This window comes from Streptomyces caniferus (genome assembly GCF_009811555.1).
GTDB classification, from domain to species: Bacteria; Actinomycetota; Actinomycetes; order Streptomycetales; family Streptomycetaceae; genus Streptomyces; species Streptomyces caniferus.
This window is the reverse complement of sequence record NZ_BLIN01000005.1, coordinates 943,621-965,045: the sequence shown is the minus strand read 5'-3', so window position 1 is coordinate 965,045 and position 21,425 is coordinate 943,621. Positions and strand designations below refer to the sequence as shown.

Annotated in this window: 16 protein-coding genes; 11 read left to right on the top strand and 5 right to left on the bottom strand. The window is 72.5% G+C overall.

From position 1 onward, the window contains the following. Window positions 1-25 precede the first annotated feature (25 nt). Window positions 26-913 (top strand): GNAT family N-acetyltransferase, encoded by an 888-nt coding sequence (locus Scani_RS20805; RefSeq protein WP_159478626.1) that lies wholly within the window; start codon window positions 26-28, stop codon window positions 911-913. Window positions 914-988: 75 nt separating this feature from the next. Here Scani_RS20805 and Scani_RS20800 read toward each other — a convergent pair whose 3' ends face one another. From Scani_RS20800 to Scani_RS20790, 3 genes are all read right to left on the bottom strand, one after another. Further along, window positions 989-1,495: a DinB family protein gene (locus Scani_RS20800; RefSeq protein WP_159478623.1), complete on the bottom strand. Its 507-nt coding sequence runs from the start codon at window positions 1,493-1,495 to the stop codon at window positions 989-991. A gap of 528 nt (window positions 1,496-2,023) precedes the next feature. After that, entirely contained in the window at window positions 2,024-2,218 is a 195-nt protein-coding gene (locus Scani_RS20795) for a TIGR02452 family protein (protein ID WP_159478621.1), read from the bottom strand. Window positions 2,219-2,340: 122 nt separating this feature from the next. Next, window positions 2,341-4,743: a SpoIIE family protein phosphatase gene (locus Scani_RS20790; protein WP_159478618.1), complete on the bottom strand. Its 2,403-nt coding sequence runs from the start codon at window positions 4,741-4,743 to the stop codon at window positions 2,341-2,343. A gap of 152 nt (window positions 4,744-4,895) precedes the next feature. Here Scani_RS20790 and Scani_RS20785 point away from each other — a divergent pair, with 152 nt between their 5' ends. Continuing rightward, window positions 4,896-5,693, top strand: a complete 798-nt coding sequence (locus Scani_RS20785) for a VOC family protein (protein WP_159478615.1) — start codon at window positions 4,896-4,898, stop codon at window positions 5,691-5,693. 106 nt (window positions 5,694-5,799) lie between these two features. On the opposite strand, the gene Scani_RS20780 is transcribed toward Scani_RS20785, so the two are convergent. Further along, a complete protein-coding gene (locus Scani_RS20780; RefSeq protein WP_159478612.1) occupies window positions 5,800-7,374 on the bottom strand; it encodes a S1 family peptidase in 1,575 nt (524 codons plus the stop codon). 477 nt (window positions 7,375-7,851) lie between these two features. On the opposite strand from Scani_RS20780, the gene tdh reads away from it, so the two are divergent. The 4 genes from tdh to Scani_RS20760 all read left to right on the top strand — a co-directional run bounded on the left by tdh (window position 7,852) and on the right by Scani_RS20760 (window position 12,608). Then, window positions 7,852-8,880: an L-threonine 3-dehydrogenase gene (gene tdh, locus Scani_RS20775; RefSeq protein WP_159478609.1), complete on the top strand. Its 1,029-nt coding sequence runs from the start codon at window positions 7,852-7,854 to the stop codon at window positions 8,878-8,880. A gap of 81 nt (window positions 8,881-8,961) precedes the next feature. Beyond that, entirely contained in the window at window positions 8,962-10,155 is a 1,194-nt protein-coding gene (locus tag Scani_RS20770; protein ID WP_174872733.1) for a glycine C-acetyltransferase, read from the top strand. Between the two features lie 35 nt (window positions 10,156-10,190). Next, window positions 10,191-11,099 (top strand): LysR family transcriptional regulator, encoded by a 909-nt coding sequence (locus tag Scani_RS20765; RefSeq protein ID WP_159478605.1) that lies wholly within the window; start codon window positions 10,191-10,193, stop codon window positions 11,097-11,099. 156 nt (window positions 11,100-11,255) lie between these two features. Next, a complete protein-coding gene (locus Scani_RS20760; RefSeq protein ID WP_159478602.1) occupies window positions 11,256-12,608 on the top strand; it encodes a chloride channel protein in 1,353 nt (450 codons plus the stop codon). A gap of 8 nt (window positions 12,609-12,616) precedes the next feature. On the opposite strand, the gene Scani_RS20755 is transcribed toward Scani_RS20760, so the two are convergent. Next, a complete protein-coding gene (locus tag Scani_RS20755; protein ID WP_159478599.1) occupies window positions 12,617-13,648 on the bottom strand; it encodes a PHP domain-containing protein in 1,032 nt (343 codons plus the stop codon). Between the two features lie 758 nt (window positions 13,649-14,406). Between Scani_RS20755 and Scani_RS20750 the strand changes: the two genes are divergently transcribed. The 5 genes from Scani_RS20750 (at window position 14,407) to Scani_RS20730 (ending at window position 21,354) form a co-directional block, all read left to right on the top strand. After that, window positions 14,407-14,634, top strand: a complete 228-nt coding sequence (locus Scani_RS20750) for a type A2 lantipeptide (RefSeq protein ID WP_159478596.1) — start codon at window positions 14,407-14,409, stop codon at window positions 14,632-14,634. Window positions 14,635-14,813: 179 nt separating this feature from the next. Continuing rightward, window positions 14,814-15,620, top strand: coding sequence for an HlyD family efflux transporter periplasmic adaptor subunit (locus tag Scani_RS20745; protein WP_159478593.1), 807 nt, complete (start codon window positions 14,814-14,816; stop codon window positions 15,618-15,620). Next, window positions 15,617-17,905 (top strand): NHLP family bacteriocin export ABC transporter peptidase/permease/ATPase subunit, encoded by a 2,289-nt coding sequence (locus Scani_RS20740; protein ID WP_159478590.1) that lies wholly within the window; start codon window positions 15,617-15,619, stop codon window positions 17,903-17,905. The genes Scani_RS20745 and Scani_RS20740 overlap by 4 nt, the downstream gene beginning before the upstream one ends. A gap of 1 nt (window position 17,906) precedes the next feature. After that, complete coding sequence (locus Scani_RS20735; protein WP_159478587.1) at window positions 17,907-20,798, top strand: NHLP bacteriocin export ABC transporter permease/ATPase subunit; 2,892 nt, start codon at window positions 17,907-17,909, stop codon at window positions 20,796-20,798. Window positions 20,799-20,895: 97 nt separating this feature from the next. After that, window positions 20,896-21,354, top strand: a complete 459-nt coding sequence (locus tag Scani_RS20730) for a cyclic nucleotide-binding domain-containing protein (protein ID WP_159478584.1) — start codon at window positions 20,896-20,898, stop codon at window positions 21,352-21,354. Window positions 21,355-21,425: the final 71 nt, after the last annotated feature.

Below are 21,425 nucleotides of genomic sequence, written 5' to 3'. Positions count from 1 at the left end.
CCACCAGAAGGGACGTACACCCGGCATGCCCCCTATCGGCAACGCCCCCGACCACCGGCCCGACACCGGCGAACTGACCGTCTCCACCGCCTCGTTGGAGGACTGGCAGCGCGTCGCCCAGTGGGCCGCCGACGAGGAGTGGAACCCCGGCCTCGGCGACACCGCCTGCTTCCACCCCACCGACCCCGGAGGCTTCTTCCTCGGACGCCGCGCCGGACGCACCGTCTCCGCGGTCTCGATCGTCAACTACTCGGACGCCTATGCGTTCCTGGGCTACTACCTCGTCGACCCCGGCCACCGCCGGCAGGGCCTCGGACTCGCCACCTGGCGTGCCGCCTTCCCGCACGCCGGTGCCCGGACGGTGGGCCTCGACGCCGTGCCCGCCCAGCAAGCCACCTATCAGCGCGCCGGGTTCGCGCCCGCCCACGACACCATCCGCTACGGCGGACGCCCTCTGCGCCCCGGCACACCGCCGCCGGCCGAGGTGGTCCCGGTCACCGCCGCCCACCTCGACGCCCTCGCCGACTACGACCGGCGCTGCTTCCCCGCCGACCGCCGCGCCTTCGTCACCCGCTGGCTGACGGCCCCCGGCCACACCGCCCTCGCCTTTCTGCGCGAGGGCGCCGTCACCGGATACGGCGTGCTCCGCCCGGCCCGCACCGGCCATCGCATCGGCCCGCTCTTCGCCGACACCACCGAAGCGGCCGAGGCCCTCTTCGACGCCCTCACCGCGTCCGTCGACCCGGACGGCGAGGTCTTCCTCGACATCCCCGGCCCGCGGCAGGCCGCGCACGCCCTGGCCGCGGCCCGCGGACTGACCCCGCGGTCGCACACCGTCCGGATGTACACCGGCCCGGTCCCGCCGACGGACCAGGAGCGGACCTTCGCCGTCACCAGCCTGGAGCTCGGCTAGCGGCGTCGGCAGCGGCCGGTCCGCTCGCCACGGCGGCCGGTGGGCACGGAAGTGCCACCGGCCGCTGTGGGCCCCTCAGGGACCGACCGTGCCGTCGATGGCCTCGCGGAGGAAGTCCGCATGGCCGTTGTGGCGGGCGTACTCATGGATCAGGTGCAGCATCACCAGGCGCAGGGAGACATGTTCGCCCCAGCGGGGCTGGTATCCCGTGACATCGAGCGACGCCGCCTCCCGCTCGATGCGACGGGCGTGCGCCACCTCGGTCTGCCAGGCGTCGAACGCCTCCGCGCGGGTGGCCGTGGACGCGTCGTACGCCACCTGGAAGTCGCCGTCGGCCGACCAGACGAGCGGGATGTCCTCGCCGTTGATCACCCGGCGGAACCAGGTGCGCTCCACCTCTGCCATGTGCCGCACCAGGCCGAGCAGGGAGAGCGTGGACGGCGGGCTCGCCTGGCGCCTGAGGTCCTCGTCGCAGAGGCCGTCGGTCTTCATGGCGAGGGTGGCCCGGTGAAAGTCGAGGTAGGTCCGCAGGGTCTCCCGCTCGTTCGCGCGTACGGGCGGGGCGGGGCGTTCGGTGGTCACGGTGGATTCCTTTCCGCGGCGAGTCCCGGACGGGACCCGGCCGGTGGGCTGGCGACGTGCGAAGCGGTGCCACAGCGGTGGTGCGTGCCGCCTGCGGGGCGCAAGGGCCCGTAAGGGGTGATACGCACCCCCTGAAGGGAGACGAGCTCCGTCGGTACGCTCCGGAGCATGCCGACGCGGCGGCGCGGCCGCGGTCGAGGGGATCTTCCCGAGCGCGACGGGCCGCCGCAAGCGGTTTATCGGTACGGGCGGTGGCGGAGGGCCGTGGCAAGGCGCGCGAGCGCGCGGCTCAACGGCGCGTGGCGGAGCGCGGGTTGCGGCGGAGAGAAGGTGGCGGCGTGCGTGCGTGAGCGGCAGCCGTCCGTGGGTACGGCCGTGCGGGACAGCCCTCCCCGCCGGTACGGGCGCGCGGCGCGCGGGGGTGTCCGCGCCCGCGGGCCGGGCGGGTGCGCGCGCCGGTGCCGCGGAGCGGTCCGCGCCCGCGCCCCGTCCGGTGGCCCGTCGGCCCGCTCGGTCAGCCGGTGGCCGTTACGGCAGATAGCGCTCGATGGCGGGGCCGGGCCCCTCCTCGGCCATCAGACGCCGGGCCCATTCCAGGGTCGCGGGGGTGGGTTCGCGCCCGGACACCTTCACCAGGTCCTCCGGGTCGTAGGGCCGCTCGCTACCGGTGTACAGCTCGACCGGGGGCTTCTCGGCCGACTTGTCGCTGCCATTGGTCGTCACAGGTCCTCCTCTGTCCGCGCCCGCCGAGTCGCCGGGACCTCGCTTGGTTCCATGATGGGACCGCCTCCGAACGGCCGCACGATATGGGCCGGGCCGATCCGTTCCGGAGCTCCCCGAGCCGGTCAGCCGGCCGGGCGCGGGGCCCCGGGATAGTGCGGCGGAAACGCCTGTTCCGTCCAGATCGTCTTGCCGTACGGCGTGTAGCGCGTACCCCACCGCTGCACCAGCTGCGCGACGATGAAAAGCCCCCGCCCGCCCTCGTCGTCGCTGGCGCTGTGCCGCAGATGGGGCGAGGTGTGGCCGGTGTCCGACACCTCGGTCAGCAGGGTCAGATCGCGCAGCAGCCGCAGGTGCAGGGGCCCCGCCGCATGCCGTACGGCGTTGGTGACCAGCTCGCTGACCACGAGTTCCGTCACATAGGACAGCTCCTCCAGACCCCACTCGCGCAGCTGTCCGGTCGCCAGCTCCCGGGCCCTGCCCGCCGAGGCCGGCTCGGCGGGCAGCTCCCAGGCCGCCACCTGCCGGGCGTCCAGCTCGCGGGTGCGCACCAGCAGCAGTGCCGAGTCGTCGACGGCCGGTCCGTCCGGGAGCAGCTCGGCCAGCGTGTGAATGCACAGCTCGTCCAGCGGCCTGCGGTGATCGCTCAGCACCCGGCCCAGGATGGCCAGCCCCTCGTCGACGTCCCGGTCGCGGCCCTCGACCAGCCCGTTCGTGAACATCGCGATCAGGCTGCCGGCCGGAAGCTCTATCTCCAGGGATTCGAACGGCAGGCCGCCGAGCCCCAGTGGCGGGCCGGCCGGCAGGTCCGGGAAGTACAGGCCGCCCTCCGCGTCGACGACGGCCGGCGGCAGATGACCGGCCCGTGCCATGGTGCACCGCCGCGACACCGGGTCGTAGACCGCGTAGAGGCAGGTCACGCCGGTGGCCACATCGTCCGGGCCGGCGTCCGTGCCGATCGCGGCAGCCTGCTCCTCCGCGGTCTGTCCCACCAGGTCGTCCAGCCGGCTCAGCAGCTCGTCGGGGGACAGGTCCATCCGGGCCAGGGCGCGGACGGTCGTCCGCAGCCGTCCCATGGTCGCCGCCGCCTGGAGGCCGTGGCCGACCACGTCCCCGACGACCAGGCCGACCCGGGTGCCCGAGAGACCGATGACATCGAACCAGTCGCCGCCGACCCCGGCCCGGTCGTCGCTCGGCAGATAGCGGTAGGCCAGGTCGACGGCGGACTGGGCCGGCAGGTGCTGCGGCAGCAGATGGCGTTGCAGGGTCAGCGCGGCGGTGTGCTCCCGGGTGAAGCGGCGGGCGTTGTCCAGACACACCGCCGTCCGGATCACCAGCTCGTCTGCGAGCTCGATCTCCTCCGCGTCGAAGACCGCCTGACCGGGGCGGAGGAAGGTGACCAGCCCCATCAGGGAGCCGCCGGCCCGCAACGGCACGACCATGGTGCCCTCCTCGCGCACCATGCCGCCGGAGGAAAGACTGCGGTACTGCAGCGACCCGGGCGGGTACTCGACGCGGTACGGGCCGTGCTGCGAGCGGTCCGGGGGGTGATCGGCGGTACGGGTGGCCACCCGCGTCAGGGCGGGCAGCGCGCCGTCGAAGGCTTCGGGCTCCTCGCCGTCCAGTACGGACCGCACCAGGTCGACGGTGACCATGGAAGCGAAGGCCGGCACCGCCACGTTGGTGACCTCCCGCGCGGTGACCGTCATATCGAGCGTGGTGCCGATCCGGGCGCCCGCCTCCACCAGCAGGTTCAACCGGCGCTGGGCCTGGTAGCGGCCGCTGATGTCGAAGGCGTCCTCGCACACCCCGAGCACCTGGCCGTGGGCGTCCTGCAGCCGGTAGTAGGAGCAGGACCAGACGTGGTCGGGCCCCGGGTCGGAGGGCTGCTGGCCGACGAAGTGCAGATCGAGGATCGGTTCGCCGGTGTCGAGGACGTGCCGCATCACCGAGTCGAGGGCGCGCGGGTAGCCCTCGCTCACGAACTCGCCGTCCGGGTACAGCTCATCGGCCCGGGCGCCGAGGAACTCCTCCACCGGCAGCCCGATCTCCCGGGTATACGCGCCGTTCGCCCAGATCAGCCGCAGCTCGGTGTCGTAGATCGCCAGACCCACCGGGGACTGGGTGGCCAGACCGTGCAACATCGCCTGACGGGACTCCCACATCCGGTGCTCGGCCAGCTCCGCCGCCACCAGGACACGGGACGGCTGCGCACCGGCGGCCTCGGACACCTCGGTGAGGGGACAGGTCGAGACGGCCATCCGCAGCATCCGGCCGTCACGGTGCCGGAGCATGTGCGCCCGGCTGCCGCTCAGCCGGGTCTCCGGCAGGTCGTCCGTCGAATCGGCCGGGACGAGCGTCTTCACGGGGCGCCCGATGATCTCCTCCGGCCGGTACCCGAGGAGCCGCTGGGCCGCCGGGCTCCACCCGATGATCCGGTCCTGGGCGTCCAGGACCGCTGTGGCCGCCCTGGTGACGTCGAGGGGACCACGGAAGTCGGCGTTCTCCGCCGCGTTCCATGCGTTCATGGCATCAACCCAGCCCGGTTCAGTAACTACAGCATCGAGCCTGATCAAGACCGGCACAACTGCGCTGCTGCCGCAGGGACGCGCCCTTGGTGCGGCCCTGCCCCGTCGCTGGCAGAGTGGGAAGGGGCGCTGAGCAACAGGAGGCAGATGTCATGTCGGCCCACGGCCCGGCCACTCCGGTACGCGGCGCTCCGTGCTGGGTCAGTCTGATGGCCCGCGATCTGGATTCCGCGCAGGAGTTCTACTCCGCCGTCCTCGGCTGGCGGTTCCGTCCGGCCAGCCTCGGCGAGGAGTTCTCCGTCGCGGTGGGCGGCGGACAGGCGGTTGCCGGCATCGGCGCCCTGGCCCAGAGCTTTCAGGTGGCCGTGGCCTGGACCTCGTACTTCGCGGTGGAGAACGCCGACGAGACCGCGGACCGGATCCGCGAACGCGGGGGGACCGTCGCGGTCGGCCCGCTCAAGCTCGGTCCCGGGCGCGCCGCCCTCGCCGCCGATCCCGACGGCGCCACGTTCGGCTTCTGGGAGGGCCAGACCCTGGCGTGGTCGGTCGGCCGGGGTGCCGCGCCCGCCCTGATCGAACTGCGCACCCGGGACGCCTTCGCCGCCGCCATCTTCTATGCGGAGGTCTTCGGCTGGGCCTCGGGGGAGCCGGGCGGCTGCGATGTGACCTACGAACACGACCAGGTCATCGTCCGGGACGGGACGCACACCGTCGCCACGCTGCGGGGCGGTGCGGTGGAGTCCGCCCCGGACCCGCGGGTGCGGCCGCGCTGGCACGTCCATTTCCCGGTCGACGAGATCGAGAAGGTGACGGCCGCCGCGGTGGCCGCCGGAGGGACCGTCACACCCGTCACGCCCACCGCGGACGGCGAGGGCCGTCAGGCCGTCATCCGCGACCCCGATGGCGGCCTGTTCACCGTCACCTCGTACGGAGAGGTACGGGAGCCCTGACGGGGTGTCCGGACGCATCGGCCCCGCCCTCCTTCCAGGGGAAGGGGAAGGGGGCGGGGCCGATGGCACGGAGGGATCCTGAGGGGTCCGGAGGGTTCCGGTGCGGTCAGTTCAGGCCGTCACCACTGCCCGCTCCGGGGTCGCTGCTGCCGCCGGCTCCCGGGTCCTGGGCACCCGTACCGGGGTCCTGGGCACCGGCACCCGGGTCTTCCGCGCCGGTACCCGGGTCCTGGGCACCGGCTCCGGCGTCACCTGCGCCGGCGTCGCCCGCCCCGGCGTCACCGGCCCCGCCTGCTGCGGCGTCGCCGGTTCCGGCACCACCCGCTGCGGCGTCACCGGCCCCGGCGCCACCCGCTCCGGCGTCACCGCCGCCCGCGTCACCGCCGCCCGCGCCGCCGCCCCCGGCACCGATCTCCGCGCCCGTGGCCTTCAGCGCGTCGGTGACCGGCTGGAAGAAGGTCTCGCCGCCCGCGGTGCAGTCGCCGCTGCCGCCGGAGGTCAGACCGACCGCCGAGTCGTCGGAGAACATCGCGCCGCCACTGTCGCCGGGCTCGGCGCAGACATCCGTCTGTATGAGGCCGTTGACGATGTCGCCGTTGCCGTAGTTCACCGTCGCATCGAGGCCGGTGACGGTGCCGTCGTGCAGGCCGGTGGTGCTGCCCGAGCGCTGCACCTTCATGCCGACGGCGGCCTCCGCGGCCTTGGTGATCTCCTGGGTGCTGCCGTTTCCCAGGTCGACCGAGCTCTCCGGCTTCGCGCTGGTGTCGTCGTAGGTGACCAGTGCGAAGTCGGTCTTCGGGAACTTGGAGTCGGCCACCGTGCCCAGCGGCTGGCTGCCGCCCTGGTCGGCCGTCCAGGTCTTGGAGTCGTTGCCGCAGTGACCCGCCGTCAGGAACGCCGGTGCGCCCTTGACCGTGACGTTGAAGCCCAGCGAACACCGGGCGTTGCCGCCGAAGATGGCGCTGCCGCCGACCGGCCCCGCGGCCTGTCCGCCACCGGCTCCACCGGCGCCGCCGTCATCACCGGCACCGCCCGCGGCCTGCCCGCCGTTGCCGCCGCCCGCTGCCCCGGCATTGCCGCCGCCGGCCGCCCCGGCATTGCCGCCGCCCGCCGCACCGGCGCCGCCGGCACCGCTCGCCGCCTGCCCGCCGCCGCCCGCGCTCTCGCCGTCGTACCGCTTGAACTCGCCCTGGGACCGCTTGACGGTGACCATGCCCGCGCCCATGCCGCCCGTGACCTTGTTGAGCGTTGCCATCTTTGCGCCGGTAACGGTTCTGTCGGCGAGCACCACGATCTTGTTGGTCTTCGGGTCGATCGACCACGCCGTGCCGGGCAGCGAGGCGGAGTCGCGCAGGGTCTTCGCACCGGCCTTCAGCGCGGTCATGCTGTTGTGCACGACCTTGGCGACGGCGCCCTTGGCCGTGACGCTCTTGGCGTCGTCCTCGGACAGCACGTTCATGACCAGGTGGCCCTTCGCGCCGTCCAGGTACCAGCCGGCGCCCTTGTCCCCCAGGTCCGCCTTCAGGGATGCCGCCAGCTGCGTGGCCGAGTGGGCGCTGAGTGTCTTCGGGGCCGCCGGCTGGTCCGTGCTCGCATTGGCGTTGGGGAGCAGGATCGCTGCGGCCGCGACGGCGGCCACACCGGCGGTGGCGATGGCGCCGGTCCGCAGGCGCTTGTTCACATGTCGGTGGCTCAATTCACTGACCTCCAGGGACGCACAGGAACGGGGCACACGGGCGACCGCGGTGCGTCGCGTCAGCACCCGTGTGTTGCTGCCACCCAGTCCTACGTAGCCCCGTGCATCCGGGTCTCACGGCCACTCAAGCTGTGATGAATTCCGACGCTTGCGGTGGCGAACGTTTACACTCCCGCGCCGCCCGGCCTCGTCCGGGGGACCGGTCCGGGCCTCACCCGCCGACCCGCTGCACCGCCCCCGAGCTGCGCGTCCGGCGTCCTCGCCGGCCCGGCGCGCGGGCGTGACCGCGCTCACCCCGGGGGCCGGGAAGCCCGTTCCCCACGGGGCGTAAAGGGAAGCTGTGGCCGCGCTTAAGAAATCCTCGATGGACCGGGCGGCGCGCGTACGGAAGATTTCCTGACGAAGATCGGGTGGCCGGGACGGGCCCCCGGCAGCTCACACTGACGTACGGGAGCCGTTGCGGTGAAGGCACTGGTCAAGCAGAAGGCGGAGCCGGGTCTGTGGCTCATGGACGTACCCGAGCCGGCCATCGGTCCGGGCGATGTCCTGATCAAGGTGCTGCGCACCGGCATCTGCGGCACGGACCTGCACATCCGGGCCTGGGACGGCTGGGCCCAGCAGACCGTGGCCACCCCGATGACGATCGGCCACGAATTCGTCGGCGAGGTGGTCGACACCGGCCGGGACGTCGCCGACATCAAGGCCGGTGACCTGGTCAGCGGTGAGGGGCACCTGGTCTGCGGCAAGTGCCGCAACTGTCTGGCCGGCCGCCGCCATCTGTGCCGCGCCACCGTCGGCCTCGGCGTCGGCCGGGACGGCGCGTTCGCCGAGTACGTGGCGCTGCCCGCCTCCAATGTGTGGGTGCACCGCGTCCCCGTCGACCTCGATATCGCCGCCGTCTTCGACCCGTTCGGCAACGCCGTGCACACCGCGCTGTCGTTCCCGCTGGTCGGCGAGGACGTACTGATCACCGGCGCGGGGCCGATCGGCATCATGGCCGCGGCCGTCGCCCGGCACGCCGGCGCCCGCAATGTCATGATCACGGACGTCAGCGAGCCGCGCCTCGAACTGGCCCGCAAGGTCGGCGTCAGCCTCGCCCTCAACGTCGCCGAGACGACCATCGCCGACGGCCAGCGCGAACTGGGCCTGCGCGAGGGCTTCGACATCGGACTGGAGATGTCCGGCCGGCCCGAGGCGATGCGCGACATGATCGCCAACATGACGCACGGCGGCCGGATCGCCGTCCTCGGCCTGCCCGCCGAGCAGTTCCCCGTCGACTGGTCCCGGATCGTCACCTCCATGATCACGATCAAGGGCATCTACGGCCGGGAGATGTTCGAGACCTGGTACGCGATGTCCGTGCTGCTCGAAGGCGGCCTCGACCTCGCGCCCGTGATCACCGGCCGCTATGCGCACCAGGACTTCGACGCCGCCTTCGACGACGCCGCCAGCGGCCGGAGCGGCAAGATCATCCTCGACTGGACCACCTGATTCCGGCGCGGCCGCCCCGACCGCGGCGCGCCCCTCCGGCCCCCTCGCACCGCTTCACCCCAACTCCTGGAGAAATCCCTGATGTTCGACTCCGTACGTGACGAACTGCGCGGCACCCTCGACGACATCCGCGCCGCCGGCCTGCACAAGCCCGAGCGCGTCATCGGCACTCCGCAGTCCGCCACCGTCGCGGTCACCGCGGGAGGCAACCCCGGCGAGGTGCTCAACTTCTGCGCCAACAACTACCTCGGCCTCGCCGACCACCCCGAGGTCGTCGCGGCCGCCCATGAGGCGCTCGACCGCTGGGGCTACGGCCTCGCCTCGGTCCGCTTCATCTGCGGCACCCAGGAGGTCCACAAGGAGCTGGAGCAGCGGATCTCCGGCTTCCTCGGCCAGGAGGACACCATCCTCTACTCCTCCTGCTTCGACGCCAACGGCGGCGTCTTCGAGACCCTGCTCGGCCCGGACGACGCGGTCATCTCCGACGCCCTCAACCACGCCTCCATCATCGACGGCATCCGTCTGTGCAAGGCCCGCCGCTTCCGCTACGCCAACCGCGACATGGCCGACCTGGAGCGCCAGTTGAAGGAGGCCGGCGGCGCCGGGCGCAAGCTCGTCGTCACCGACGGCGTGTTCTCCATGGACGGCTATGTGGCGCCGCTGCGCGAGATCTGCGACCTGGCCGAACAGTACGGCGCCATGGTGATGGTCGACGACTCGCACGCGGTCGGCTTCGTCGGCCCCGGCGGGCGCGGCACCCCCGAGCTGCACGACGTGATGGACCGCGTCGACATCATCACCGGCACCCTCGGCAAGGCCCTCGGCGGTGCCTCCGGCGGCTATGTCGCGGCCCGCGCCGAGATCGTCGCGCTGCTGCGCCAGCGCTCGCGCCCGTACCTCTTCTCCAACTCGCTCGCCCCGGTGATCGCGGCCGCCTCGCTGAAGGTGCTCGACCTGCTGGAGTCGGCCGGCGAGCTGCGCGAGCGGCTGCACGCCAACACGGCGCTGTTCCGTTCCCGGATGACGGAGGAGGGCTTCGACGTCCTCCCCGGCGACCACGCCATCGCCCCCGTCATGATCGGCGACGCGGCCGAGGCGGCCCGGATGGCGGAGCTGCTCCTGGAGCGCGGGGTGTACGTCATCGGCTTCTCCTACCCCGTGGTCCCGCAGGGCCAGGCGCGGATCCGCGTCCAGCTGTCCGCCGCGCACTCCACCGAGGACGTCAACCGCGCGGTCGACGCGTTCATCGATGCGAGGGCCGTGCTCGGCGGCTGACGCGGCCCGCGGGCCGCTCCTGCGAAACTGGAAGCATGATCGAAGCACGACGGCTGCACATCCTCCGTGCGGTGGCCGACCACCGCACGGTCACCGCCGCGGCCGCCGCGCTCTACCTCACCCCCTCGGCGGTCTCCCAGCAGCTGGCCGCCCTGGAACAGGAGACCGGCCACCGACTGGTGGAGCGCAGCGCCCGCGGCGTACGGCTGACCGCCGCGGGCGACATCCTGCTCGCCCACGCCAACGCCGTCCTCGCCCAGCTGGAGCGCGCCGAGTCCGAGCTCGCCGCCTACGGCTCGGGCGAGGCCGGCACGGTCACCGTCGCGGCGTTCGCCACCGGCATCGGCCTGGTCGTCGCGCCCGCGCTCACCGCACTCACCCGCACCGCGCCCGGCATCCGGGTGCGCGTCCAGGACGCCGAGGGCGACGCCAGCCTGCTGATGGTCCTGGACCGGCAGGTCGATGTGGCGGTCGCCGTCGAATACCGGGGCGCGCCCCGCGCCGACGATCCGCGGCTGACCCGGGTCCCGCTCTACGCCGAGCCGTTCGACGCGGTGCTGCCGCCCGGCCACCGCCTCGCCGACGTGGCGCAGGTGGCTGTGGCCGACCTCGCCGAGGACCCCTGGATCGGCCCCTACCCCGGCAACCCCTGCCATGACGTGGTCGTCCTGGCCTGCGAATACGCCGGTTTCGAGCCCCGGCTGGAGCACTCCTCCGACGACTTCCGAGCCGTCGTCGCCCTCGCCTCGGCGGCCGCGGGGGTGGCCCTCGTCCCCCGCTCCGCCCTGCGCGACATGGACCTCACGGGCGTGGCCGTCCGCCCCGTCGACGATGTCGCCCCCACCCGCCGGGTCTTCGCCGCCGTACGCCGCGGAGCCGAGGAGCACCCCCTGCTCCGCCCGGTGCTGGCCGCGCTCCGGGAGGCGGCGGCGCCGCAGGGGTGAGGACGGGGTCACCGGCGGGCCGAGCCGGGCCACCTTTCGCCTGGGACACCTGCCCGGCGGCGCCCCGGATGCCGGGCAGGACCGGCCATGGCAGGCTCGGCGGGGCGGCGGCCCGGGCGGGCGCCGGGGCACCCCCGGTACCGAGGAGGCGAGGCGATGTCGGTCGGCTCCACCGGCCCGGTGGGCGGGACACCCGCATCCGTGCCCCAGGACCCGTACGCGCTGGTGCGCACCCGCGGATACCTGAAGCTCCTGGTGGTGGCGGCGGCGGTCGGCTTCCCGGTCTGTGCCGTCGCGTTCGGCTTCCTCGCGCTGGTCCACGAGCTGGAACCGCTGATCTACAAGGATCTGCCGCGGGCGCTGGGCTTCACCGGGACGCCCCTGTGGTGGCCGGTCCCGATGCTCGTGGTCGCCGGCCTTCTGGTCGGCCTGACCGTCCGTTATCTGCCGGGCCACGGCGGCCATGAGCCGGCCGACGGGCTGGCGCTCCGCGGTGCGCCCCCGCTCTCCGCGCTCCCCGGTGTCGTCCTCGCGGCACTGGCGTCCCTCAGCTTCGGCGCGGTGCTCGGACCGGAGGCGCCGCTCATCGCCCTCGGCGGCGGGCTGGCCGCGGGCGCCGCAGGGCTGCTGGGCCGGGGCGCGACCTCCCAGGCCGTCGCCGCGGTGGGCGCCGCCGGCAGCTTCGCTGCGGTGAGCGCGCTGCTCGGCTCCCCGCTCCTGGGCGCGTTCCTCCTGATGGAGGTGTCGGGGCTGGGCGGCCCGATGCTCGGGATGCTGCTGGTGCCCGGCCTGCTGGCGGCGGGGATCGGCGCGCTGGTCTTCACCGGGCTGGGGGACTGGACCGGTCTCGGTACGTACTCCCTCGCGCTGCACGACATCCCCAAGGCCGCCCAGCCGACGGTGCCGGAGTTCGGCTGGGCGTTGGTCATCGGCGTGGCCGCGGCGTTCCTCGCGGCCGGTGTACGGCGGCTCTCGCTGTTCCTCAAGGACCGTGTGGTCCGCCACCGGGTCCCGGCCACGATGGTGATGGGCCTGGTGGTGGGCGCGCTGGCGGTGCTGTTCGCCGGGACCACCGGCAAGCCCGCCACCGAGATGCTCTCTTCGGGCCAGTCGGCGCTGGGGTCGCTCTTCCGGGACAGCGCGGGCTACTCGGTGGCGGCGCTGCTGCTGCTCATCGCGTGCAAGGGCCTGGCGTACTGCGCGTCGCTGAGCGCCTTCCGGGGCGGCCCCATCTTCCCCGCGCTGTTCCTCGGCGCGGCCGGCGGAGTGGTGCTGGCCCACCTGCCCGGCCTCTCGCTCACCGCCGCCTTCGCGATGGGCGTCGGCGCCATGTGCGTGGCGATGCTCCGGCTGCCGATGACCTCGGTGCTGCTGGCCACCCTGCTGCTGGGGAGCAGCGGTCTGACGGTGATGCCGCTGGTGATCGTCGCCGTGGTCGTCTCGTACGTCGTGGCGCTGCGGCTCACCCCGGCCACCGGCGAGGCCGCGCCCGCACCGCACGCCGCCTGACGGCCCGCTCAGCGCCGTGGCGTCCGGCCCGTCCGGGTCCAGGTGGCCAACTGGCGCTCCGTCCAGGTGTTGATGATCCGCTCGGCCGGTACGCCGCACTCCTCGGCGCGGGCGCAGCCGTAGATCTGCCAGTCCAGCTGGCCCGGCGCATGGGCGTCGCTGTCGATGGCGAAGAGCGTGCCCGCCTCCAGCGCCTGGCGGAGCAGGCGGCGCGGGGGATCGAATCGGTCGGGGCGGCAGTTGATCTCGACGGCCGTACGGTGCTCGGCACAGGCCGCGAACACCTCTTCGGCGTCGAACTGCGACTCCGGGCGCAGCTTGCCGGTGATCTGCCGTCCGGTGCAGTGACCGAGCACATCGACCAGCGGATTGCGGACCGCGGCCAGCAGCCGCCGGGTCATCGGCGCCCGGTCCATCCGCAGCTTGGAGTGCACCGAGGCGACCACCACGTCCAACTGGTCCAGCAGCTCCGGTTCCTGGTCGAGGGTGCCGTCGTCGAGGATGTCGCACTCGATCCCGGTCAGCAGCCGGAACGGCGCCAGCCGCCCGTTGACCTCCGCCACCAGCGACAACTGCCGGCGCAGCCGCTCGGCGGTCAGCCCGCGGGCCACGGTGAGCCTGGGGGAGTGGTCGGTCAGCACACACCATGCGTGCCCGAGGTCGCGGGCCGCCTCGGCCATGGCCTCGACCGGGCTGCCCCCGTCCGACCAGTCCGAGTGCAGATGGCAGTCGCCGCGCAGCGCCCGCCGGAGCCGCTGCCCCCGTTCCCCCTCCACCAGGGGCCCGCCCGCCTCCTCCTCCAGACGGTCCAGATAGGCGGGCCGCACCCCCGCGAGAGCCTCCTCGACCACCTGGGTGGTCTTGGGGCCCAGCCCCTTGATACGGCCCAGCGAACCGTCCAGGGCGCGCCGGCGCAGCTCGTCGGGGGACAGGGCGCCGATCACGGTCGCGGCCGTGCGGAACGCCTGGACGCGGTAGGTCACCGCGCCCTGTCGCTCCAGCAGGAACGCGATGCGCTCCAGCGCCTCGACGGGGTCCACGGACGGCTCCTTCCCGGGGCGCCGGCCCCGCAGCGTCCTTTCACGGTGCCGCACCCGGTGGGCGGCTGCCACCGGGGTGTCGGTGGTGCTCTCCGGAACCACCCATTACCGACGGTTCCGAAGGCACGGCGTTATGCGGTTATGTCCGTTCTCCGGGTACTCGATCCGTTTCCATGGGAATGCCGCACGTATAGTTGCGATGATTCCGTTCAATGCGTTCAACTCGGCCGATGCCGCCCATGAACTCCGGGCGAATCGGGCACATTTCATGCCCCTGCAACATTCGGAGCGGCCTGTCGGACGGGTATGCCGGAGTTCCGTGACCGTGCTGTGCTCAGGTGCCGTAAAAATTGGCGGTCTTCAAGGAATCTGCACACCGAATGCGCAGTCGGCGCAGCCCCTCCCGTGACGAAACCCTACGCTGACCTGCAGGTCAGTGGTTTGGTGCGGGAATGTCCAGTTCGTCGAACGAGCGGTTACCGATGGGTTGGAACTGAAACTGGAGAAGCTGTGAAGAAGCTGCCACCAAGTCATGGATACGCGTGCACTTCCGGTAATTCAGTGGGGCGTTGGGGTCCGGATCGGTGGTTCTCCGATTAGCAGCACAACCCGCCCGCATGCTTTGATCCTTCGCACCGCGGGAGTCACACCATCGGTTCCTGATTTCGGGAACCCGACTGCCGCAGCCGCGGCCGGGCCACCCCACCGGACGGTTCGGACGCAGCTTTATTTCGAGATATTCATCGAAGGGAAACACCATGAACTCCATCCCCCAGGTTCAGACCCAGGAAATCTCCGACGCCGACCTGGACAACGTGTCCGGTGGCCTCCTCAACGGTGTGGTCGGCAACGCCACCAACACCGTTGACTCGATCGCCCCGGTCTCGGGTGTCGTCGGCACCGCCACCGGCCTGGTCGACGGCGCCACCGGCGCCAACACCTCGGGCGTCGTCGGCACCGCCACGGGCCTGGTCTCCGGTCTCTGAGTCGTCTTCTGTGCCGCTGAGCGGTACAGCCGGCTTCGAACGGTGACAACGGCAGGTCGGCGCCCCCTCCTTGCCGACATGCCGGGCCGAGTGCCCCGGATCCCCTGGCTTCGCCGGGGACCGGGGCGCCCGGCCGCCACCCGTCTGACACAGACCATTGCAGTTGAGGGAAGAGTGTCGTGCAGTTCCGCCAACAGGCCCTTTCCAAGCTGCAGTCGCCCGAGGAAATCGATCTGCCGGTGCGCTTCGCCCGCCCCCAGGGCTGGCTGGTGCTGACCGTCACGGTCCTGTTCGTGATCGCCGCGTCCGTATGGGCGGTGACCGGCACCGTGTCGTCCACCCTCGGCGCACCCGGAATCCTCACCCACGGGCAGGGCAGTTACGTCCTGCAGAGCCCCGTCGCGGGCCAGGTCACCGCCGTGCTCGCCGAAGAAGGCAAGCGGGTGGCCGCCAACACCCCGGTGCTGAAGGTCCGCACCGCCCGGGGCACCGCCATCGTCCGCACCCTCGCCGCCGGCCGGCTGACCACGATGGTCGCCACGATCGGCTCCGTCGTCACCACCGGGGCGGACGTCGCCTCCGTGGAGCGCGTCGCCCATGCCGGCGACCCCCTGACGGCAACGCTGTACGTCCCGGCCCAGAGCGGCGCCACCGTCCCCGTCGGCGCCGCCGTCGACCTCACCGTCCAGTCCGTGCCGAGCCAGAAGTACGGCGTACTGCGCGGGCGGGTCAAAGCCGTCGGCAGGACCGCGCAGACCCGCCAGCGGATCGGCGCCTACCTGGGCAACAGTCAGCTCGGCGAGCAGTTCTCGCAGCACGGCCAGCCCATCGCGGTCCTGGTACAGCTCGATGCCGCCCCGCACAGCGCGTCCGGCTACGCCTGGTCGGCCGCCGGCGGCCCGCCGTACGCCGTCGACTCCATGACGCCGGCCACCGGTGCCGTGCACCTGGCCGCGCAGCACCCGATCGATTGGCTGCTGCCATGACCGCCTCCCCCGAATCCGCAGCCCCGCAGCAGCAGCTGCCGCCGCCGGGCCGCGGCCGGCACCGCCCCGAGCCCGCGCCGGGCGCCCGCCGCACCCGCCGGGCCGCGCCGCCCGCCCCCAAGCCCGGGAAGACGAAGGCCGTACGCACCCCCACCGTCCTCCAGATGGAGGCCGTGGAGTGCGGCGCCGCCTCGCTGGCGATGGTGCTCGCCCACTACGGGCGGCATGTACCGCTGGAGGAGCTGCGGATCGCCTGCGGCGTCTCCCGCGACGGCTCGCGCGCCAGCAATGTGCTCAAGGCCGCCCGCAGTTACGGCTTGCAGGCCAAGGGCATGCAGATGGAGCCGTCCGCGCTCGCCGAAGTGCAGGCGCCGGCCATCCTGTTCTGGGAGTTCAACCACTACGTCGTCTACGACGGCATCAGCCGTCGCTTCGGCCGCCGCGGCGTGCGCATCAACGACCCCGACAAGGGCCGCCGCTTCGTGCCGACCGAGGATTTCGACACCAGCTTCACCGGTGTCGCCCTGGTCTTCGAGCCCGGCGAGGACTTCCGCAAGGGCGGCCGCAAGCCCGGCGTGCTCGGCGCCGTGCCCGCCCGGATGCGCGGCACCACCGGCACCCTGCTCGCCGCGCTGCTCGCCAGCCTGCTGCTGGTCGCGGTCGGCGCGGCGGTGCCCGCGCTGAGCCGTACGTACATCGACATGTTCCTGATCGGCAACCAGACCTCGCTGCTGGGGCCGCTCTTCGCGTCGATGGCCGCGATGGTCGCGCTGACCGCCCTCCTGACCGGTCTGCAACAGGCGAACCTGCTGCGCGGCCGCATCATCTCCTCCACCCTGACCAGTGCCCGCTTCCTGCGCCATCTGCTCAGACTCCCGGTCACCTTCTTCGCCCAGCGCAGTCCCGCCGACCTCGTCCAGCGGCTGCAGTCCAACGACGCGGTCGCCGAAACCCTGGCGCGCGACCTCGCCGCCGCGGGCGTCGACGGGATCGTCGTCATCCTCTACGCCGTCCTGCTGTGGACCTACGACCCGCAACTGACGGTCATCGGCGTGGGGATCGCGCTGCTCAACGTGGTCGCCATGCGGATCGTGATCCGGCTGCGGTCCACCCACACGCAGAAGCTGCGCGCCGACACCGCCCGGCTCACCAACACCTCGTACACCGGTCTGCAGCTCATCGAGACGATGAAGGCCACCGGCGGGGAGAACGGTTACTTCCGCCGCTGGGCCGGACAGCACGCCACCACGCTGGAGGTGCAGCAGCGCCTCGGTGTGCCGAGCGCCGCGCTGGCCGTCGTCGCCCCCACGCTGGCCACGCTCAACAGCGCCCTGATCCTGTGGATCGGCGGACTGCGGGCGGTCGAGGGCCATATCTCCATCGGCCTGCTCGTCGCCTTCCAGGCGCTGGTGACCCGCTTCACCGCACCCGTCACCCGGCTCAACGGCGTGGCGGGCCGCATCCAGGACTTCGCCGCCGACGTGGCCCGCCTCAAGGACGTCGAGAGCTTCCCCGTCGACAGCCTCTACTCGCGCCCCGAGCCGGACGCCGACACCCGCAGGCTCAAGGGCCATGTGACGCTGGAGGACATCACCTTCGGCTACAGCCCGCTGGACAAACCGCTGCTCACCGGCTTCTCCCTGGCCGTCGGCCCCGGCCGGCAGGTCGCCCTCGTCGGCGGCTCCGGCAGCGGCAAGTCCACCGTCTCCCGGCTGATCTCCGGCCTCTACAGCCCCTGGGAAGGCAGCATCCGCATCGACGGACAGCGTCTGGAGGACCTCTCCCGCAGCGCGCTGGCCGCCTCCGTCTCCTTCGTCGACCAGGACATCTTCCTCTTCGAGGGCACGGTCCGTGACAACGTGGCGCTGTGGGACCCGTCCATACCGGACGACGCGGTCATCACCGCACTCCAGGACGCCGCGCTCTACGACGATGTGATCGCCCGTCGCCCCGACGGCATCTACAGCCGCGTGGAACAGGACGGCCGCAACTTCTCCGGCGGACAGCGCCAGCGCCTGGAGATCGCCCGCGCGCTGGTCCGGCGCCCCAGCATCCTGGTCCTCGACGAGGTCACCAGTGCCCTGGACGCGCAGACCGAGCAGACCATCATGGACAACCTGCGGCGGCGCGGCTGTGCCTGCGTCGTCATCGCCCACCGGCTGAGCACCGTCCGCGACAGCGACGAGATCGTGGTCCTCGACCACGGCGTGGTCGTCGAACGCGGCCGGCACGAGGACCTGGTCGCCGCCGGGGGCCCGTACGCCGAGCTGGTCAAGGAGCACTGACGTGTCATCCGTACCCCCGCCCGCGGTCGTGGGACCGGGCGACACCGACGCGGTGACGCAGGCGCTGGGCAGCCTCGGCACCCCCGTCGACTGCACCGGACTGCGCAACGTGCCCCTGGAGGGGCCGCATGTGCTGTGGCTCGTCACCGGCGGCTCGCTCGACCTCTTCGCGGTCGACACCGTCGAGGAAGGGCACTGGCACTTCCTCGGCCGTCTCGAAGCCGGCACCCTCCTGCTCGGCCCGGTCGCGGGCCCGCACCACACCCTGCTCGGCCGGCCGTCCCAGGACTGCCTGCTGCGCCGGATCCCGCTGCGCGAACTGCCCCGGTACGAGTACGGGGAGTACGGCGACACCGGGGCGATTCCGCAGTACGGCGCGCAGGACTACGGCTACGACCCGGCGTACGGCGGCCAGGGCGAGGCCCCCTCCGCGCTGGAACACGCCTTCGCGCTGGGCACCGCCCGCAGTCTGGGCGTGCTGTTCGAGGCACCGCTCGACGGCCGGCCCGCCGATGAGGCGGTGGCCGACGACGACATCCTGTGGATGCCGGTCCCGCCCGGCAGCGTGCAGTACGGCGCCTCCTACAGCGCGGAGGCGGCCGGCGACCTGCTGGTGGACCCCGGGCTGTGGCAGCAGATGGTCAACCAGCAGTACCGGCTGCTGTCCGCCGTCGACCGCTGGATCGAGCAGCTGGAGCGCGCCCACGAGGACCGCACGGCCGCCGGCATCAAGGCGGGCGAGGCCGTCCGCGAGCGGGCCGACCAGGCACTGATCGCCTCCATCGGCCGCCAGGACCGGGGCGGGCGGGGCAGCGCCGAGACGGACCGGGCCGGCGACGACGCCACCTTCGCGGTCTGCCGCACGGTCGCGGAGGCGGCCGGGATCACGCTCACCGAACCGCCGAAGGGCGGCGCCGCCAACGACCGCATCACCCCGGTCGAACGGATCGCGGTCAGCTCGCGGATCCGGACCCGCGCGGTCCGGCTCCAGGGCCGCTGGTGGCGGACCGACACCGGACCCCTGGTGGGCCACCGCGCCAAGTCCGGCGCGCCCGTGGCCCTGCTGTGGCGCCGGGGCCGCTACGAGGCGGTCAACCCGGCCTCCGGGCTGCGGATGCGCATCGGCAAGGACAACGCCGACGCCTTCGAGCCGCGCGCCGTGATGTTCTACCGCCCGCTGCCGGAGCGGCCCATGAGCCTGTTGCGGCTGATGCTCTTCAGCCTGCGCGGCACGCGGATGGACCTGCGGAACCTGGCCGTCGCCGGGCTGGTGACCGTGGGCCTCGGCGCCCTCGTCCCGATCGCGACCGGCAAGGTGCTCGGGGAGTACGTGCCCAGCGCCGACAAGAACCTGATCGTGCAGGTCTCCCTGGCCGTCATCATCACCAGCGTCGTCTCCGCGGCCTTCATGCTGCTGCAGAACCTCACCGTGCTGCGGATGGAGGGCCGGATCGAGAGCGCGCTGCAGCCGGCGGTGTGGGACCGGTTGCTGCGGCTGCCGACGAAGTTCTTCACCGAACGCTCCACCGGAGAGCTGGCCAGCGCCGCGATGGGCATCAGCGGCATCCGGCGGGTGCTCTCCGGCCTCGGACCGGTGGCCGTGCAGGCCACGACGGTCGGCGCGATGAACCTCGTGCTGCTGCTCCTGTACAGCGTGCCGCTGGCGCTGGCGGCCCTCGCCATGCTGGTCGTCATCGGCGCGGTGTTCCTGGCCATGGGCCTGTGGGAGCTGCGCTGGCAGCGACGGCTGATCAAGCTCGGCAACAAGCTCAACAACCAGGCGTTCCAGACCCTGCGCGGGCTGCCCAAGCTGCGGGTCGCCGCCGCCGAGAGCTTCGCGTACGCGGCTTGGGCCCGCGAGTTCGCCCGCTCCCGCGAACTCCAGCAGAAGGCCGGGCGGATCAAGAACCTGACCACCGTCCTCAATGCGGTCTACCTGCCGCTCTGTTCGCTCACCATGTTCATGCTGCTGGCCGGCCCGGCCCGCGGCAGCATGTCGGCCGGCTCGTTCCTCACCTTCAACACCTCGGTGACCATGCTGCTGACCTCGGTCACCCAGATCACCGGCGCGTTCATCTCGGCGGCCGCCGCGATGCCGATGTTCGAGCAGATCAAGCCGGTGCTGGACGAGAAGCCCGAAGTCCGCGGCGCCAGCGCCCAGCCCGGCGCCCTGTCCGGCGGCATCGAGGCCAAGAAGCTGTCCTTCCGCTACACCGAGGACGGACCGCTCGTCCTCGACGACGTCTCGTTCCAGGTCCGGCCCGGCGAGTTCGTCGCCGTCGTCGGCCCCAGCGGCTGCGGCAAGTCGACCCTGCTGCGGCTGCTCATCGGCTTCGACAAGCCGACCTCGGGCCATGTGCTCTACGACGGGCAGGACCTGGGCGCCCTGGACCAGGCGGCGGTACGCCGCCAGTGCGGGGTCGTCCTGCAGAACGCCCAGCCCCTCACCGGCTCGATCCTGGACTGCATCTGCGGTGCCGAGTCCTTCACCCAGGAGGAGGCGTGGGCGGCCGCCGAGATGGCGGGCCTGGCCGAGGACATCAAGCGGATGCCGATGGGGCTGCACACCATGATCTCCGGCGGCGGCGCCATCTCCGGCGGTCAGCGGCAGCGGCTGATGATCGCCCAGGCGCTGGTCCGCCGCCCGCGGATCCTGTTCTTCGACGAGGCCACCAGCGCCCTGGACAACGAGACCCAGCGCATCGTCATCGACAGCACCCGCAAGCTCAGCGCCAGCCGTCTGGTGATCGCCCACCGGCTGTCCACGGTCATGGACGCGGACCGGGTGATCGTCATGGCGGACGGCCGGATCGTCGAGCAGGGCGCCCCGGCCGAGCTGCTCGCCGACACCGGCGGCCGGCTGCACGATCTGGTACGGCGCCAGCTGACCTGACGCCACCGGAGTTCCCCGTCGTCGCCCCGCCCGGCCGAGCCTTCCCGCAATCCCCGCAGACCTCCGCATATCGTGCAGTCAGCGAGCGGAGGACGCGATGGCCACCAGCAGACACCTGTTCCATGCGATGCCGCCCGACCGGCGCCGGCGCCTGACCGACATCGCCGTCGAGGTGTCGCTGCCGCGCGCCACCCGCCTCTTCGAGGAGGGCCACAGAGCGGACCACTTCTGGATCATCCGCAGCGGACAGGTCGTCCTCGACCAGCGGGTCCCCGGGCGCCGCGCCGCGGTCGTCGAGACGCTCGGCCGGGACGAACTGCTCGGCTGGTCCTGGCTGTTCCCGCCCTATCTGTGGCACTTCGGCGCGGAGACCGTGGGCCCGGTCGAGGCCGTGGAGTTCGACGCCAAGGTGGTCCGCGCCCTGTGCGAGTCCGATCCCATCCTCGGCCGGGCGATGTACCGCTATGTGGCCGAAACGGTGGCCGACCGGCTGCACGACACCCGCGTCCGCCTGCTGGATCTCTACGGCCCGCAGGGCAGCGGCCTCGATCCCTGACCGGCGCGCGGGCGCCGCCTTGTGACGGATGACCGCCGACACTGTGCTGCCTCACCATGACCCGGCGTCGC